The sequence below is a fragment of the Glutamicibacter uratoxydans genome, assembly GCF_050753455.1.
Taxonomy (GTDB): domain Bacteria; phylum Actinomycetota; class Actinomycetes; order Actinomycetales; family Micrococcaceae; genus Glutamicibacter; species Glutamicibacter uratoxydans_A.
Map to the genome: position 1 here is coordinate 1,358,265 of NZ_CP192736.1, position 18,006 is coordinate 1,376,270.

The window sequence follows — 18,006 nt, forward strand, 5'->3', positions numbered from 1 at the left end:
ACCGTAGAACGAATCTACGGTCCGGGGGCACTGCTCTAAGCACTAACGGATACCAATGCGCTTACGTCGATCCTCAGAGCCACGCAGGTCACGATTGAGGCGCCGATCGCCCTGATAAAGGATCGTGGCCCAGTCGGTTGATTCGGGGGTGGCTTGTGGGTATTCCGGTGCGGGCTGTGCTTTGGTCCGCGGAGTGACAAACAGCCAGGAAACGATGCCCAATACCAAGTCGGCAATCGAGTTCTTCACGCCGATATAGGACCGGATGGCGTAGGCGGCCAAGGTGGCGTTAATGGCAGCAAACGCCGCATTGCCCCAGTTCTGTTGTTCCAGGTCCCGCCACAGGGTGAACAGCGAGAAGAACACGATCAGGTAGGGTACTGCCACATGCAGGGCAGGGGCAGCGGTGCGGTTACGTACCTTCGGAGTACGCGCAAAGGGGATCTTCTGGCCGGTGAAGGCCTGTTGGATGGATTTGAGGACACCGGCCAGATTGACCACCAGCAGCACCAAGTTAAAGCCATAGATACGGAAAATATCACTGAATCTGTGTCCACAATCCCGCAGGTCGCTACCCATGCACAGGAAGTAAGGGATGGCCGCGGCAAAGATCATGGGGCTGAGCAGGCGGCTGTCATAGGGGTAAGCCAGCAGGAACACCAAACCGAAACTTGCCCAGGCAATGGATGCCATGTAATTGATCCGCACCAAGAATTCACGCAACCGCATAGGATTATCGGTGCGCCTGCGGCTTCGTGCTTGTTGCCACAGTTTGGGAAGGATCAGCAACCCACCATTAGCCCAGCGACGGCGCTGCACGACCAAGGAACCGAAATCCGGGGGAGTGGCGCTGTAACTGAGCCGTTCCGGGTAATTCGCGAGGGTCCAACCATAGACCCCCAGGTCGATACTCGACTCGGTATCTTCAATCACTGTCCGGTCTTGGACATAGGTGTGAATCTGATAACCGCCCACCGTGCTGATCTGTTCAATGTCCTGCAGTGCGCGTTTGCGAATGACAGCGTTCGCGCCAACCCAGAACGTGGCGTCATAGTGGGTCATGCCCTGATGCAAAATATGCTGAATGTCCGTGGTGGCTCCGGCGACACGTTCAATGCGGGTGGGTGCGCCGCGAAAGGACGAATAGGGGGTCTGGACCACGGCGACCTGGGAGTTCTCCTCGGATTCCAAGAAGTACACCAGACGCAGACAGTAGTCCCGTAAGAGCAGTGAGTCGGCATCCAGGGTGAGGATATAGGCGCTATCGGGCACGCGCAGAACATCTTCCGGAACATCCTCTGGGGCCAGATCGGTGGTGTCATAGGGTTGCAAGATCAGCGCATCGCCGCGTTGCTCGGGCAACCAATCCTTGCCCATGACACTGATATAGGAGTTCAGGTTCATTGCCTTATTCGCTTCCTGCGACAGGCTGGCATACCTTTTGCGTTCGAAGTAGTCCATCTCCGCTTCGAAAATGCGCACCAGACGAAGATGCAATTCCTCCATACGCAAAAGATCCGGGTACTGATGTTGTGCGGCAGCCGCGTCCAAGGCTAATAACGTCAAGCGCAGCTCACGAGCCAAGCCCATGAGCACTGAATCGACGAAAAACTCCTCTACGTGATCCGTGACTTCTTCGGCTTGTGCCAGAGATTCCAGCCATTCGGCTGACCACCGGTAGCTAACGCGTAGCCGGTCGAGTAGAACTTCAGGAGCTTGTTCCCGGGCTACGTCAGCCAGAAAAGACTCTAGCGCCGCTCGATTGTAATCAGCTGGTTCGCTCAGTGCCTGAGCGATGTCAGCACCCAAAGCGCGAGTTGCGTTCAACTTGGTCAGAGTCTGCGGATCGCTGGGATTGGGATGGTCATCGAGGAGCAACACCACCCGTAAGTTGGGGAACTCTTGGAGGGCTGCTGACCACAGCGTGGCTCGAACTACCGATGGTTCCTCAGCATAGCTAGGAACCAGAACGGTCATTCCCTCGGAATAGCGATGAAAGTGTCGATCCAACTCACCACGAGGTACGCGCTGATGAGCGGCAAAACGTTGCATGGCCCCTTGTCGCGCGGTGAGATACATGAGCGCTGAGAAGGTCAGGAAGGTCACCACGATCAGGTACATGATCGCTTCGAACTGGAAACGGAAGCCAGCGCCGGGATTATTCGCAAATTGCCGGAAAATGGTAGTGATCAGATAACCCACCCACGCCAGGACGGTCGCGGTAATCGCGACACGCCCCCACGCCAATTTGCGGGTAGATGGCTTGGGATGCACGATCGACAGCGGTTCGGAGCGCTTCTCGGAACCCCACTGGCGACGCTGCGGAAGTGTCACATTGTCATTGGAATGTTTGGCTGCGCCCATGCGGGTTCCCTTCACGGAGCTAGGCTAGTTCCGTTTTGCGCTACGGTGAATTAGTCCCGAGCTGCCGGAGTTCTGTGATCTCGAGTTAAGCACATCAAGTTTTCGAATTCGGCTAATTCTAGAACACACCCTTAGGATATTTACAACATCAGCTTAATATAGACTGACAATGTCTTTGGCTGGGCTCCGATTCATGATTTCGAGGTGCCTGCGGGTACTGGAGACGTCCGTATTTTCACGAAGGTTACCGATGGCCATTGAATTCCAAGGACGCAGACTCTCATGGTTGCGCCTGAGCGTACTGCTCATCATCATTTCGCTACTCATTGCCGTGGGCTACGGGCTCTGGTTCCGAGCCAAAGATAGCCAAGCAGCTAACCAAAGTGAACAATGGTTCGGCGCTTATGTCGATGCGAGCTCCACACCCTTTTACGATATTGGATCGAACATTTCCAGGGGTGAGCGGGTGGTCTTAGGCTTCATGGTGGCCCATCCGGAGGCGGGCTGTACTCCCAGCTGGGGCGGCTACTACACCATGGACGAAGCCAATGAGACTTTCGATTTGGAACGCAAAGTAGCCCGCGTCCATGACGCGGGTGGCCAGGTGGTGGTTTCTTCCGGGGGATTACTCAACGATGAGTTAGCAACGGCCTGCGAAGATGTCACTCAAATTGCTCAGGGCTACCGACAGGTTCTTGAACGCTACGATTCGCGGATCCTTGATCTGGATATCGAAGCAGATGATTTGACCAATCTGGACGGCGGATTACGCCGGGCCGAAGCGGTTGCGCTGCTTCAAGAACAAACTCCAGTCGAAGTCTGGTTGACCCTTCCTGCGGCTACCTTCGGGATGGCGCCTGAAGGTCTGGCCGAGGTCGAACGGGTACTGGCGGCGGGCGTAGAACTTGCTGGTGTGAACCTGATGACCATGAACTTTGGCGAAACCCGAGACGCCAGGCAGAGCATGGGTCAGGCCTCCATTGAGGCCGCCGAATCCGCGCACCGACAGCTGGATGCGATATACGCCAAGCATTCTCAGCAGCTCGGTGAACAGAGTCTCTGGCGCAAAATTGGGGTGACCCCGATGATTGGCCAAAATGACTTGCTCGGTGAAGTCTTTGACTTGCAGGATGCCGAGCAGCTCAACGCCTTCGTCCAGGAAAAGGGTTTGGGACGCATCTCCTTCTGGTCCGCCAACCGCGATCAGTCCTGCGGGGAAAATTTCCCGGACCTTACCCGGGTATCCAATAATTGCAGCGGTGTGCAGCAGGCCCCCGGTGAATTTGCGCAGCGCCTCGCCGTGTTGGAGGGGCACACCCCGTCACCGGCTCCCTCGCCCACACCGAGTGCGGCAGTGCAGTCAGCGCCGGTTGAAACGGAAATCGCGGACGATCCTGCGACAAGCCCCTACCCGATCTGGAGTGATCTAGCAGCCTACGTCGAAGGTGACCGGATCGTGTGGCGCAAGAACGTCTACGAAGCCAAGTGGTGGAACCAGAACAACGCCCCGGACGCTCCGGCGACCAATGGGCAACCCTCGCCATGGCAGCTAGTCGGTCCAGTGCTGCCGGGTGATAAACCGCTGACGGTGCTCAAGGCGCCCGAGGGAATCTACCCGCAGTGGGATCCGGAAGAAACTTACACTGAAGGCGATCGGGTCTGGTTCGAGGATCGTATCTTGCAGGCCCGCTGGTGGAATACAGCTCAGTCGCCGCAGGCCGCCTTGCAGGGGGCCGCGGCCTCACCGTGGCAGGTGTTGGACAATGCGGAGGTTCAAAAAATCTTAGATGAGCAGGCGAATCCGTCCGCAACCGCATCTGCAGACGCGCAGCCTTCAGCTACCACGGACTGAGTCACTAGATTCAGTACGGTGCGAACCCGAGAGACCTTGGGTTCACACCTTTGGAGTCCGGCAGTCGGCTTGCTGATGGCAGCTTCGAAGACCGGGGCACGCAGTGGCTAGAGTGTGCGGAAGTGTTCTTCCGCTTCGGCGACGCTGGTGACGTACTTGGCGATCTGGGGATTCTTCAGATCACAGATCATGAAACCGGCCAAGACTTGATCCATATGGCTTGAGCCGAGCAAGGCCAGCCGTGTTGACGGATGCGAGGCAGCCAAGCGCGTGGACGCTTCAGGACGCACATCACTGATCCCAGCGATGAGAATCAACAGATGGATGGGGTTTTTGGCCTGAATTTCCAGAAGGTGTTCAGCTATGTCCTGGACAAGCTCTTCGGTAATTACGGTGCCCTCGGTGAAACCCAGCTGGAACCAGCCAGCGTCACTAGCTCTCAGTTCCCAGCACTGATGGCCTGAGCCGTGTTCGAGCTCCGCCGACTGCACATTCATTATTCCCCCCAGCAATATCCAACCGAACCGTCGAAGCTACACCTGAAGGTTACGACGAGTTCAACATCACAATATTTGTGTAAGCCAAAGTCTACCCAAAGATTTTACTTATTTGGGACTTTGTTCGAAGATGTGAAGGGACCGGGCCACCCGTAGAGGTACCCCTGAACCAGATTCGCACCAACCTCGCTCAGAGTGCGCGCTTGTTCAGGAGTTTCCACGCCCTCCACGATGCATTCCAGACCGCAGGTGGCTGCTAGGTCGATCACCGATTTCATAACCGCGCGCTGCTGTTTATTGGAGTCCACGCCAGTGGTGATGGTGCGATCGATCTTAATACCGGCAATGGGTAGCTTGCTGAGGTAGCCGAAGGAAGCGTATCCCGCGCCAAAGTCGTCAATATAAACGCGCACGCCCAACTCGCGTAGGGCAATGAAGGAATACATGTCGAGTTTGTCGCCCGAAATGAAATCTTCCTCGGTCACTTCGATAATGAGTGCGTGTGCCGGGACATTGTGCCAGCGCAAAAGTTCGGTGACTAAATCGGGAAAGCTGAGATCGCGCAGTTCCTTGGGTTTGACGTTGACTTGAACTCGGAAGTCATCGTCCACTGCGCTCTGCGCACGCCAGCGAGCTAAGTCTCGCAGTGCGTCGTCGAGGAGCCGTCGGGTGAGCTGGTTGAGCAAGCCGGCTTTTTCCAATAAGGGGAGGAATATCGCCGGCGGAAGGACACCGAGGGTGGGGTGGTTCCACCGCGCCAGCGCTTCGACTGCCACCGGTTGTTGGTCTTCGAGTCGTATCACCGGTTGATAAATCGGAGCGATTTGCCCGTCGCTCAGTGCGGTCGCTAATTCGGCACTCAACGCGGCGCGGCGGTGACGTTCCTGCAACATATAATCGGCGAAATTTCGCAGCTTATGGTTCGGATCGCGTTTGGCCACGTACATGGCCGTGTCCGCGCACTCTAACCAATCCTCGGCGGTAAAGGATTCGATTCCGAGACAAAAACCAATGCTGCATCCGGCGGTAATGACTGCCGGGCCCACTTGAATGGGACTGTTCAGGACTTGCAACAGGCGCTGACCTAAAGCACGAGCCGACGCGGTATCGGCCTGAACCAACACGGCGAATTCATCTCCACCCAGACGGGCCGCCATGTCTTGCGGGCGTAGGCTGGAAACGAGTCGCCGTGCAATTTCTTGCAGCACCTTATCGCCGGCACTATGCCCGTGAATATCGTTAATCGGTTTGAAGCCGTCCAAGTCCAAAAGGAACAGCGTGACCGGCGGTTCACCACGCCGAATGCCATCTAAGCGAGCCGCCAGTTCGCGGAGCAATGCCGGACGATTCGCTAGCGACGTCAAGGCATCGGTATATGCCAAGACTTCCAATCGATCGCGTGCTGCTTCTAGCAACGCGGTGCGCTGGCGTACACGTTTTTCGAGCTCGTCGTAGGTGGCCGAGAGCCTGATAGCCATGGAACGGATACCCACGATAATGGCATCTAAGTCGTCGCGTTCACGGCTGGGGGTCAAGCTCACGGAGAAGTCGCCCCGCGATATTTGGAGGACGGATTCGACGATTTGTTCTAATCGTGGGTCGGGCAGTTCCGCAGTCATTTAGTGACCCTTTGTACTGATTCGCGTGGCCTGAGCTCGTTTGTCCTCAGCACCGGACCAATCCTGTCTGGACTCCAAGAGTTCAGCCCACCACTGCAACAGGGGGACCAGATGGACCGGCTCTCCGCTGTATTGGGCCGTAAACCGTTCGAGTCTCTCCAAGGCCTGATCGTCCTGGCGCTGGGCCGAGAGCATGCGGGATTCGGTTAATGCCAGTCCTACCGCATCCAGATCCCCGGGCTCGATGAGCATGAACGCGAGCTTCGCGCGTTTGAGGCAGTCGAGGGTTGCTTCATCAGTGATATCGGCTTGAAGCCGAAACTCTGCGCTTGCACGATTGAAGCGGGCCCACATCAGCATGTCATTTGCCGGAGTCATCAGGCTGGCCGCCTGTTGATGATACTGCACACCTTGGGCCGGTTTACCGACCATGAAGGCCAAATTTCCAAGCGTCCAGTAGCCTTTGGCTTGCTCTTGCGAGGCGGCAACCAGCCGCAACGAACTAGCCAGATCGGTATGGAAACTCCATGCCTGATCAAGGTCACCGATCTCGACCAGCGCAGCCATGATCACCTGATAAATCCGTACCCAATCTGGTGAGTCTTGGGGCAGTTCGCGGGCGAGCCGCAGCGCCAGCTGGGCTGTATTCAGCGAAGCCTGGTGCTCAAAGGCGCAACGTTCAGCGGTCGAGCGTTCCAGCAAAGCCAAGATTTCATACTCGGTGCTCTGCGCTTGACGAGCGATATCGATCATCAGCTCGGCGACCCGTTTCATCAACGCATAATCGTCCACCGCATGGGCCGCTGTACCCCACGCGTCCAGCACAAGCCAGAGGTCTTTAACATCCGGGTGCTGATCAGCTTGATCGAGCACCAGTGGAGCGAATTCTAGTACGCGCGGGTAGTCACCATCACTGGCAGCGGCGAGCACTTCACCGATGATGGATTGTCCTCCGAGGACGCGTGGATGTTCTTGCACAGAATAAGTATTGCACTATTGCCTCAAGGAACCCTGAAGCCGTAAAGTTATCTCGGCCAGGATGAGCGTGCTTCACCTGCCAATGACCAGTCAATTCGATCATGTCAAGAAGGACTACATATGAAGAAGAGCTTCCTCAAGATTGCCGCACTGACGGGAATCGCCGCGGCGGTTCTTGCCGGCGCAGTGGTCGATAACAATGCAGATTCCGAGGTTAACGCCGGTGGGCTGTGGCCATACAGTTCGGTGATTAGCGTTCCTGCCGGCGGTCTGTGGCCTTACTAAGCTGGTGAATTCATCGCGACGACTCGCGATGAGATAAATGCCGTATTCAGTCCGTGACTGAATACGGCATTTCTATATCTACAAACCACACACGATCCATTGATTCCCGGATAGCCGGTTCAGATCTGCCGGATTAATGCGGCGAGATTCGACGCTGCGTTCACGGGCAACAGGTGAATTAGCCTACGGCTCAAGGCATTCCTGCGCCTTTCGTGACAGAAAGCTTCCAAGCTGTGCCCGGGAAGATGTGGACCTACGCTTCCGACTGTCCCCGTTATGCATCGTAGAAGACGATCCTGATGGTTATAGCGTCGAAAGATCACTTCGCTCCAGCGACAGCCTGCAATCCGCTGCTGCGGCGACTTTTTCTCTAAACTGCGGGCGAATTCTCTTATGAAACGTAATAGTCTCTCTAAAGACGTAATAGTTTGAAAGATGAGGGATTCTTGGGAACGTCGTTGGATAACTCAAACTCAAAGGTGAGCATCACTGGGTAGATCTTAAGGTGATATTGATCCACCCAAGTAGACGTAAGCGGCATACGCAACTGATGCTCTGCCTGTCAATAAAATACGCTAAGCCTTAGCCGGTTGTGCGCGTGCAGGAGGCGTAGAGTTTTTGAGGGCATGTCACTGTATCGAGGTTTCGTGGCTGTCTCAGTGGGTCAAAACATGATCCTCTAGAGATAGAGCTGGTTCGCCAGCTCTGCGCCCTAGCACCATCTTTGGGGGATCTGTCGTCGGTGGATGGCAGTTGTGTGTCGCTAGTGAAAGCCAAACTTCACTGGGGTGTGTCTTGCTGGGTGCCCGGTCGTCATTGACGATCGGGCACCCAGCGCGGCAAATGCTGCCGGGCCGCAGTATCCAGCGGAATCGGACCTGAGCCGTAATGAGGTACCTAGAAGCTCGTATCTCAGCGCTCTGTGCGCAACGTGCTAAACGAAGTTTTCGGTACCTTCAATGGTGTTCATGAAGTGGTTCATGAAATCTGCGAAATCCTCGGCATCTGAAACCTGATCCAACTCCACGCTATGTACTACGGCATCATCGATATGCAGATCAATGCTGGGCCGTTCGGCGATATTAAAACGGAAGACACGTCCAGTCGAGGTGGCAATTTCGTAGCCACCGTCATTGATGACCGCCAGCTGATTGACGTTGGTGTTATTGATGGTGATGGCTGCTTCCGAAGCCGATAAGTCCGTTGGTCGGATGGGTGCAATCACTAATTCGGCTGGTTGACGCCGATAGCCAATAATCTTTAGCCCGCCGCTACCTGCCAAACCCCCGGCTGCCACAAGGTTGTAGCTGGCGAAGTTTGGGATCTGCTGATCAAAAGTCTCATGTAGGAGACGCTTGACACTCTCGCTGGGATTCTCGGTGGGGCTACTGTCCATGATTCCCACTGTACTAATGTTGATCCGCATTCGGGGGAAGGCAAGCTCTAGGCGAAACAATCCGCAAAGTGGTGGCGGTACGTGGTCAGTGCAGTGCTAATGCCTCGAATTACTAGTCACTGCACGCCGTGAATAGGTCACCTGCGAGCTATTCGGTTGCTTATTAGCTGGCCGAGTAGATGATTGCTCGCCACGCTCGCAGCGACGGCTACATCCCTTTCGGCGCTGTAATCCGCTTGTGCTGGGCAGATTGATCAATAGTTTCCGAAAAAGATTTGTGTCGTTGCCGCGTCATGGGTTCCCCGATTGGTCATATTGACTTCTAGAATGAAAAACATGAGCCAGGACACTACGCCAGATATCAAGCCCCGTTCCCGGGCAGTGACCGACGGTATCCATGCAGCGCCTTCACGCGGAATGCTCCGTGCGGTTGGCATGGGGGATGAAGACTTCGTCAAGCCGCAGATCGGTATCGCCAGCTCGTGGAATGAAATCACCCCTTGTAACCTCTCGTTGAACCGCTTGGCGCAGGGCGCCAAGGAAGGTGTTCATGCCGGGGGAGGTTTTCCGATGCAGTTCGGAACCATCTCTGTTTCCGACGGCATTTCCATGGGGCATGAAGGGATGCACTTCTCCTTGGTATCTCGAGAAGTCATTGCCGACTCGGTGGAAACCGTCATGATGGCCGAGCGCCTCGATGGCTCGGTCCTGCTGGCTGGCTGCGATAAGTCGCTACCGGGCATGCTCATGGCAGCCGCCCGGCTCAACCTCTCCTCGGTATTCCTCTACGCCGGATCCACCATGCCTGGCTGGGTCAAGCTCGAAGATGGCACCGAGAAGGATGTCACCCTGATTGACGCCTTCGAGGCGGTAGGTGCTTGTGCCGCCGGCAAGATGAGCGAAGAGGACCTTGGCCGGATCGAACGGGCGATCTGCCCCGGTGAAGGCGCCTGCGGTGGCATGTATACCGCAAACACCATGGCCTCGATCGGTGAAGCCCTGGGGATGAGCCTTCCGGGTTCCGCCGCTCCACCTTCGGCCGACCGCCGCCGCGATGTCTTCGCTAAGCGTTCGGGTGAAGCGGTAGTAGAAATGTTGCGCAAGGGTATCCGTGCCCGCGACATCATGACCAAGAAAGCCTTCGAAAACGCCATCGCCGTGACCATGGCCTTCGGCGGCTCGACCAATGCTGTGCTGCACTTGCTAGCTATTGCCCGCGAGGCAGACGTTGAACTGAGCCTGGCCGACTTCAACCGAATCGGTGATAAGGTGCCACACTTGGCGGACCTGAAACCATTCGGACGCTATGTGATGACCGATCTGGATCGCATCGGTGGGGTGCCCGTGGTGATGAAGGCGCTGCTCGATGCTGGCCTGCTTCACGGGGACTGCCTTACCGTCACCGGCAAGACCGTAGCCGAAAACTTGGCACATATTGCCCCACCGGACCCGGATGGCAAGATCCTGCGCGCCATGAACGATCCGATTCACAAGACCGGTGGCGTGACCATCTTGCACGGAACCCTAGCTCCGGAAGGTGCGGTCGTGAAGTCCGCGGGCTTCGACGCCGATGTTTTTGAAGGTACCGCACGCGTCTTCGAGCGCGAGCAGGGTGCCCTGGAAGCTCTGGACAAGGGCGAGCTGCAGGCCGGGGATGTGGTGGTGATCCGCTACGAGGGCCCTAAGGGCGGCCCGGGAATGCGCGAAATGCTGGCCATCACCGGCGCCATCAAGGGCGCAGGATTGGGCAAGGACGTGCTGCTGCTGACCGACGGACGCTTCTCCGGGGGCACTACCGGATTGTGCATCGGCCACGTGGCACCCGAAGCCGCCGATGGCGGTCCGATCGCCTTCGTGCAGGACGGGGATAAGATCCGCGTGGATATTCAAGCACGCAGCTTCGATCTACTGGTGGATCCCGCAGAGCTTGCAGCCCGCAAGGTGGGTTGGGAACCGCTGCCGGCGAAGTTCAACTCCGGTGTACTGGCCAAGTACGCCAAGCTGGTCAACTCGGCATCAACCGGTGCCTACTGCGGCTAAAACCGAGCTGTGGGCGATGGGTGGACGGCTCCGGTATGTCCACCCATCGAACAGTAGTCTCATATATTGAGATAAGATAAGGGTCTTGTTGAACTTTTTCCGTACTTCGACAAGACTGGGTACATGCAAACAAGAACCAATGTTCTACTAGTTATCAGGCGCGGAGCCTGAATCACTGTCTGATACTAGACAGAACATTCGGTGACGCGCAGAGCCCCCTTTCGTCAGTAGTGACGGCCGCGGGGCGTTTTTTATGCGCAAACGAAGAGATAGAGAAGGAAGGATCCCGATGAGCAACGGAAAACCTGCCAATCCGGCTACGGTTGCTAAATCATTGAACCGCAGCAAGGATGCCACCGCTGTCTCTTCCGTCGTGGAAGCTTCGAACCCAGTTCAGGGTCCGAATAATATCGTCGCTCCCACACAGATGACGGGCTCACAAGCCATCGTCCGCTCGTTGGAAGAACTAGGCGTCAAGGACGTCTTCGGGTTACCAGGTGGGGCCATCCTTCCCACCTATGACCCACTGATGGATTCATCCAAGATCAATCACATCTTGGTACGCCATGAACAGGGTGCAGGCCATGCCGCACAGGGTTACGCGATGGTGACCGGGGAAGTGGGCGTCTGCATCGCCACCTCGGGTCCGGGCGCAACCAACCTCGTCACCGCGCTAGCCGATGCCAATATGGACTCGGTACCGATGGTGGCAATTACCGGTCAGGTCAACAGCAACTTCATTGGCACCGACGCATTCCAGGAAGCGGACATTGTTGGCATTACGATGCCAATCACCAAGCACGCCTTCCTGGTTACCAAGGCCGAGGATATTCCCCGGGTAATGGCTAGCGCCTTCTACCTGGCCCAGACCGGCCGTCCCGGCCCGGTACTGGTGGATATTTCCAAGGATGCCCAGACCGCTGACACTGTTTTCTCCTGGCCGCCAAAGATCGATTTGCCCGGCTACCGGGTCGTGACCAAGGGACATAACAAGCAGCTGCGCGAAGCTGCGAAGTTGATCTCCGGGGCCACCCGTCCAGTGTTCTACGTGGGCGGCGGGGTCATCAAGGCCAATGCCCATGAAGAGTTGAAGAAGTTTGCCGAGTACATTGGCGCCCCGGTGGTCACCACGCTGACCGCCCGTGGCGCATTCCCGGATTCACACCCCCAGCACGTGGGGATGCCAGGCATGCACGGCTCGGTGTCCGCGGTCACCGCATTGCAGCAGGCCGATCTGCTGATCACTCTCGGTGCCCGATTCGATGACCGAGTCACCGGGGTGCTCTCAAGTTTCGCACCCAATGCCAAGGTGATTCACGCCGATATTGACCCGGCGGAAATTTCCAAGAACCGCACCGCGGATGTGCCGATCGTTGGCTCGCTGGATGAGATCATCCCGCAGCTGCACGCGGCCTGTGAAACCCGCTTCGAAAGCGAAGCTCCGCAGGATCTGAAGCCTTGGTGGGATCTGATCTCGCGCTTGCGTGACACTTACCCGATTGGTTACACCCCGACCCATGATGGGTTGACCGCCCCGCAGAAGGTGATCGAACGGATCGGTGCGATGACCGGTCCGGAAGGCGTCTATGTGGCCGGTGTGGGACAGCACCAGATGTGGGCCGCACAGTTTGTGAAGTACGAGCGTCCGCGCTCGTGGCTGAACTCGGCTGGCCTGGGAACCATGGGCTACTCGGTGCCAGCAGCCATGGGTGCCAAGGTCGCCCAGCCGGACCGTGTGGTCTGGGCAATCGACGGAGATGGTTGTTTCCAGATGACCAACCAAGAGTTGGCCACCTGTGTCATTAACCAGATCCCGATCAAGGTGGCGGTGATCAATAACTCCTCCTTGGGCATGGTTCGTCAGTGGCAGACGCTGTTCTATGATTCACGCTATTCCAACACCGATCTGAACACCGGTCACGGAACCGCGCGGATCCCGGACTTCGTGAAGCTGGCTGACGCTTACGGTTGCGTGGGTCTGCGCTGCGAACGTGAAGAGGACATTGATGCCACCATCGCTAAGGCGCTGGAAATCAATGACCGCCCGGTAGTGATCGACTTCGTGGTCTCGGCCGACTCAATGGTGTGGCCAATGGTCCCCGCCGGAGTGAGTAACGACCAGATCCAGATCGCCCGGGGCATGACCCCCGAATGGGAAGAGGAGGACTAGGAACATGGCAAAGCACACCCTATCGGTGCTCGTCGAAGACGTTCCCGGTGTACTAACCCGAGTGGCTGGCCTTTTTGCCCGCCGCGCCTTCAACATCCACTCATTGGCCGTAGGCCCCACCGAGCTGGACGGCATCAGCCGCATCACCGTGGTGGTTGACGCTGAGGGGGACTCGCTGGAGCAGGTGACCAAGCAGCTCAACAAGCTGATCAATGTCATCAAGATCGTGGAACTACTCCCCGAAGCCTCGGTACAACGCGACCACATTATGGTCAAGGTTCGCGCCGATGCCGCAACCCGGTTGCAGGTCACGCAGGCCGCGGAGCTCTTCCGCGCATCAATCATTGACGTGGGTCCGGAATCGCTGGTGGTGGAAGCCACCGGCAACTCCTCGAAGATCGAAGCCCTGCTGGCAGTGCTCGAACCCTTCGGGATCCGCGAGATCGTGCAGGCCGGAACCCTGGCTGTGGGCCGCGGTGCCAAGTCGATGAGCGACCGGGCACTGAAAACCCTGTCCGCCTAAGGACATCAAAACTTAAGCTTTAAACACTTCTGAAACGAAGAAAACCATAAGGAGAAATACAGTGGCTGATTTGTACTATGACGACGATGCGGATCTGTCGATCATCCAGGGCAAGAAGGTTGCCATTATCGGCTACGGCTCGCAGGGTCATGCCCACGCACTGAGCCTGCGCGACTCGGGTGTAGATGTTACCGTTGGTCTGGCCGAGGGCTCTAAGTCCCGCGCCAAGGCCGAGGCCGAGGGCCTGAAGGTTGCTTCGGTTTCCGAGGCTGCCAAGTGGGCCGATGTCATCATGATCCTGACCCCGGACCAGGTTCAGGCCAAGGTCTACGCCGAGTCGATCGCCGAGAATCTGGAAGAGGGCAACGCCCTGTTCTTCGGCCACGGCTTCAACATCCGCTTCGGTTTCATCCAGCCTCCAGCCAACGTTGACGTGGCTCTGGTTGCTCCCAAGGCTCCAGGCCACACCGTGCGCCGCGAATTCGAGGCCGGCCGTGGTATCCCTGACTTGATCGCTATCGAGCAGAACCACACCGGTGGCGCCAAGGAACTGGCACTGTCCTACGCCAAGGGCATCGGTGGCACCCGTGCCGGTGTTATCGAAACCACCTTCACCGAAGAGACCGAAACCGACCTGTTCGGTGAGCAGGCTGTACTCTGTGGCGGTACTTCACAGCTGGTTCAGTACGGCTTCGAAGTTCTGACCGAAGCTGGCTACAAGCCGGAGATCGCCTACTTCGAGGTGCTGCACGAGCTGAAGCTGATTGTGGACTTGATGTGGGAAGGTGGCATCGCCAAGCAGCGCTGGTCGATCTCCGACACCGCTGAGTACGGTGACTACGTTTCCGGCCCACGCGTGATCACTCCAGAGGTCAAGGAAAACATGAAGGAAGTTCTGGCTGACATTCAGTCCGGTGCTTTCGCCAAGCGCTTCATGGATGACCAGAACAACGGTGGCAAGGAATTCAAGGAGCTGCGCGCCAAGGGTGAGCAGCACCCAATCGAGACCACCGGCCGCGAACTGCGTTCGCTGTTCTCCTGGATCTCTGATTCTTCCTCGGATGACTACGTGGACGGTTCGGTCGCCCGCTAAGCGCGGCTGAGCACACTGAAACCAAGGCTGCGGTACCCCAACGTTGGGGCACCGCAGCCTTGGTTTTTTTAAACCCTGCGGGAGAGTTTTACCTCAGTATCTTGCGTCCGCTCATCCTTGCAGAACCGCTCTGCGTCTGAGGATCAGCCCACTTTGGAAAGCTCACGGACCGACTTAAGATCCCAATAGCCACTCAGAAAATAATTTTTAGCCAGTTGGTCAATTTTGTCGTTTAGAGGGTGAGATGTGGTCATTGTGATCACACTTTCTACTTCCGGGCTAGAAATCTTAGGGAATACGCCCTCCAGTACGGTCCGTTATTCCCAATAAATCAGATATCCACCCACTGTTATGCCGATAAGTCAAGAAATTTCTGAGAGCCTCGGGGTGGGAGCTGTTTTTGCTCCGCGTGTAACTGCGTTAGTGTAATCGGCGAGTACCCTTTGTAGAGCATTTGAATCCTTTCAATAATTCCTGAAATTGATTTATGCCTTCGGTGTTTGCTCTGCCCCACCGTTACGTAGAATGTAAGCGGACATGAAAAACTGCCCATAGGTGGCCAAATAAATGCCCACACACGGACAACAAAACTGCCCGCTGACGGACAGCAGAATTACCCGCTCATGGCCAGCACTCTTTGCCCACTGATTTCATAACCAACCTTGTTCTCACCCTGATGCCACCTCGGCGAGGGAAGAGAGCGGGGCTCCTTTCCATCGGGTTTGATGAAAAGTACCAACAACTCATCAACCCATGGTTCTGAAAGGAGCCCCTCTATGAAGTCTGACGGAGAAATCATGGAAATTCTTGCAGCGTACGACCGAACCGGTTCGTTTCGCGCAGCCGCCGAACTTGCCGGCTGCTCACACCACACCGTTGCTAAGCACGTCAAAGCCCGTAATTCAGGCGCTCCGATTCCTGGGATGAAACCCCGCACAAAAATCACCGATGAGTACCGGGTAATAATTGAGCAGCTCATTGGTGAGTCTTCGGGCCTGATCCGTGCCGATAAAGTCCACGAAAAACTCATCAGCATGGGCTACACCGGTTCTGAACGTTCCACCCGCCGATCGGTGGCCGAGCTGAAGCGTTCCTATCGGCTAGGCAATCAGCGCAATCATCTGCCGTGGGTGACCGAGCCAGGGTTGTGGCTTCAGTACGATTTCGGTGATGGGCCAGTGGTGAACGGCGTGAAAACCGTGCTGTTCGTCGCCTGGTTGGCTTGGTCTCGCTTCCGGGTTGTGCTCGCGTTGCCTGACCGGCAGGGGCCTACCGTGTTCGCCGCTTTGGACCGCACCTTCCGGCTGTTGGGTGGTGCGCCGACGTATGTGTTGACCGATAACGAGAAAACCGTGACGGTGATGCATGTAGCCGGTATCCCGGTGCGTAACAGGTCGGCGGTGACGTTCGCCCGCTACTACTCGGTGAGCGTATTGACCTGTGAACCACGAGATCCAGCAACGAAGGGCGGAGTGGAGAACGCGGTGAAAATCGCGAAGGCGGATCTCGTACCCACAGAGACGAACTTGCGCCCCGCTTACAACTCTTTTGAAGAGCTTGAGGAGGCTTGCGACCAGTTCATGGCGCAGGTGAATCAGAAGAAACACCGGTCCACTGGGCAAGCACCGATGGACCTGCTCACCGCTACAGAGCAGGGTGCGCTGCACCGGATCCCGGATGAGCCGTTCACCCTCGCGCTGGGCGAAAGCCGTAAGGTGCCGATGAACACTTCCATGATCAGTTATGAGAACGCACGCTACTCAGTGCCCGGACGGTTGCTCGGTGAAACGGTGTGGGTGCGCACCGTGGGAGTCGGTTTACAAGCCACCGTGGTCATTGTTCATCAAGGTGTTGACGGGCCAGAACAGGTGGCCTCGCACTTGAAGCTGGGCCCGGGGATGGTGGCGGTGAAATCCGAGCATTTCTCCGGGAATCAAGAGCAGAAGATTCCGGGAGTGAAAGAGCCTAAGCCCCGTACCCAGGCAGAACGAGATTTCTGCGCCATCGGTGCCGGAGCCACCACCTGGCTGTGTGAAGCGGCCGCGGTAGGCACGGACCGGATCTTGGTGAAAATGGCTGAAGCGGTCAGCCTTGCCAAGTTACATGGCACTGCTGCGGTGGACCGGGCCCTCGGGTTAGCTGCGACGCATCATCGGTTCGGTTATGAAGACTTACGCTCCATCTTGGCCTGTGAAGTCGTTGGCAATCAGCCCGTGAAGCATCAGGGTAGTGAGCAGAGTTCCTTGACGCAAGGAACCAGATCATGGGCCGATTTCGGGGCCACTGAACCGACAGGAGAACAGTAGAAATGGTGATCAGCATCAATTCCGCACCACCGCTTCCAGAAGACCTCGAAGCCCAGTTCCGTGCCCTAAGGATGCCACACGCCCGCCTCGCGGCCCCCGAACTACTCGCCACGGCAAAGTCCCAGCGGTGGGAACCGGCCGAGGTGCTGCGGGCCTTACTTCAGGAGGAAACAACCGGCCGTTCCCGGTCGGTGATCGCTAGCAGGCGCAAAGCCGCAGGGTTTCCCACTGGGAAAACGTTCGATACATGGGATCCAACGCTTTCAACCATCCCGGTTGCGACGCAGCAGGCCTTACGAACTTTGGAATGGGTTCAGCGTGCGGAAAACCTTGTGCTGGCAGGCCCTTCTGGCACTGGTAAAACGTTCTTCCTCGAAGCGTTGGGGCAGCACGCGGTGGATGAAGGGCTGAAAGTTGCGTGGTTTACCCTTGAACGCCTTGCCGGGATCGTGCGCTCACACCGGGTCGACGCGTCAGTGAGCAAAGCCGTGGACAAGATTCTGCGTTCTGACCTGGTCATTATTGATGATATTGGGTTGTTACCGGTGCCTGAAGACGCTGCTGAAGCGCTTTACCGGGTGGTTGATGCCGCGTATGAGAAGAGCTCGGTAGCGATTTCCTCGAACTTGCACCCCGCGGGGTTTGACGAGTTGATGCCAAAGACTCTTGCTACCGCGACAGTGGACAGGTTGCTACACCATGCCCATATTTGCCAGACCAGTGGTGACTCGGTCCGACTGACTCAGGCGCTGGCCGGGGCGGGGGTGAGCGCGTTGCACTAGGACGAGTTCCCGGGGTGGACTGCTGTTGGTCACCGCCAGGCTGGAAATTACTTTCACAGTGGGCAGTGGTGGTGGCCGTCAGCGGGCAGTTTTGTTGGCCA

General features: G+C 57.0%; 13 protein-coding genes. 8 read left to right on the forward strand and 5 right to left on the reverse strand.

The window, feature by feature from the left end:
• Positions 1-42: 42 nt before the first annotated feature.
• Complete coding sequence (locus tag ACQQZ8_RS06230; RefSeq protein WP_431712152.1) at positions 43-2,364, reverse strand: glycosyltransferase family 2 protein; 2,322 nt, start codon at positions 2,362-2,364, stop codon at positions 43-45.
• 250 nt (positions 2,365-2,614) lie between these two features.
• Between ACQQZ8_RS06230 and ACQQZ8_RS06235 the strand changes: the two genes are divergently transcribed.
• The gene (locus ACQQZ8_RS06235; RefSeq protein ID WP_431711814.1) at positions 2,615-4,216 is read left to right on the forward strand and encodes a chitinase; all 1,602 of its coding nucleotides are present in this window, start codon (positions 2,615-2,617) and stop codon (positions 4,214-4,216) included.
• Between the two features lie 107 nt (positions 4,217-4,323).
• Here the strand turns inward: ACQQZ8_RS06235 and ACQQZ8_RS06240 are convergent, their stop codons facing one another.
• The 3 genes from ACQQZ8_RS06240 to ACQQZ8_RS06250 all read right to left on the reverse strand — a co-directional run bounded on the left by ACQQZ8_RS06240 (position 4,324) and on the right by ACQQZ8_RS06250 (position 7,310).
• On the reverse strand, positions 4,324-4,707 hold the full coding sequence (locus ACQQZ8_RS06240) for a hypothetical protein (RefSeq protein ID WP_431711815.1): 384 nt from the start codon (positions 4,705-4,707) through the stop codon (positions 4,324-4,326).
• Between the two features lie 110 nt (positions 4,708-4,817).
• A complete protein-coding gene (locus tag ACQQZ8_RS06245) occupies positions 4,818-6,332 on the reverse strand; it encodes a putative bifunctional diguanylate cyclase/phosphodiesterase (RefSeq protein ID WP_431711816.1) in 1,515 nt (504 codons plus the stop codon).
• Positions 6,333-7,310 (reverse strand): hypothetical protein, encoded by a 978-nt coding sequence (locus tag ACQQZ8_RS06250; protein ID WP_431711817.1) that lies wholly within the window; start codon positions 7,308-7,310, stop codon positions 6,333-6,335.
• Positions 7,311-7,430: 120 nt separating this feature from the next.
• Between ACQQZ8_RS06250 and ACQQZ8_RS06255 the strand changes: the two genes are divergently transcribed.
• Positions 7,431-7,595 (forward strand): hypothetical protein, encoded by a 165-nt coding sequence (locus ACQQZ8_RS06255; RefSeq protein ID WP_431711818.1) that lies wholly within the window; start codon positions 7,431-7,433, stop codon positions 7,593-7,595.
• A gap of 934 nt (positions 7,596-8,529) precedes the next feature.
• Here the strand turns inward: ACQQZ8_RS06255 and ACQQZ8_RS06260 are convergent.
• Positions 8,530-8,991, reverse strand: coding sequence for a hypothetical protein (locus ACQQZ8_RS06260; RefSeq protein WP_431711819.1), 462 nt, complete (start codon positions 8,989-8,991; stop codon positions 8,530-8,532).
• 327 nt (positions 8,992-9,318) lie between these two features.
• On the opposite strand from ACQQZ8_RS06260, the gene ilvD reads away from it, so the two are divergent.
• The 6 genes from ilvD (at position 9,319) to istB (ending at position 17,905) form a co-directional block, all read left to right on the forward strand.
• Positions 9,319-11,031, forward strand: a complete 1,713-nt coding sequence (gene ilvD / locus ACQQZ8_RS06265) for a dihydroxy-acid dehydratase (RefSeq protein WP_431711820.1) — start codon at positions 9,319-9,321, stop codon at positions 11,029-11,031.
• Positions 11,032-11,320: 289 nt separating this feature from the next.
• The gene (locus ACQQZ8_RS06270) at positions 11,321-13,201 is read left to right on the forward strand and encodes an acetolactate synthase large subunit (RefSeq protein WP_431711821.1); all 1,881 of its coding nucleotides are present in this window, start codon (positions 11,321-11,323) and stop codon (positions 13,199-13,201) included.
• Positions 13,202-13,205: 4 nt separating this feature from the next.
• The gene (ilvN, locus tag ACQQZ8_RS06275; protein ID WP_431711822.1) at positions 13,206-13,724 is read left to right on the forward strand and encodes an acetolactate synthase small subunit; all 519 of its coding nucleotides are present in this window, start codon (positions 13,206-13,208) and stop codon (positions 13,722-13,724) included.
• A 61-nt stretch (positions 13,725-13,785) separates the two neighbouring features.
• Positions 13,786-14,817, forward strand: coding sequence for a ketol-acid reductoisomerase (gene ilvC, locus ACQQZ8_RS06280; RefSeq protein WP_431711823.1), 1,032 nt, complete (start codon positions 13,786-13,788; stop codon positions 14,815-14,817).
• A gap of 776 nt (positions 14,818-15,593) precedes the next feature.
• Complete coding sequence (gene istA, locus ACQQZ8_RS06285; protein ID WP_431710132.1) at positions 15,594-17,123, forward strand: IS21 family transposase; 1,530 nt, start codon at positions 15,594-15,596, stop codon at positions 17,121-17,123.
• 2 nt (positions 17,124-17,125) lie between these two features.
• Positions 17,126-17,905, forward strand: coding sequence for an IS21-like element helper ATPase IstB (gene istB / locus ACQQZ8_RS06290; protein ID WP_431710131.1), 780 nt, complete (start codon positions 17,126-17,128; stop codon positions 17,903-17,905).
• The last annotated feature ends 101 nt before the right edge of the window (positions 17,906-18,006 follow it).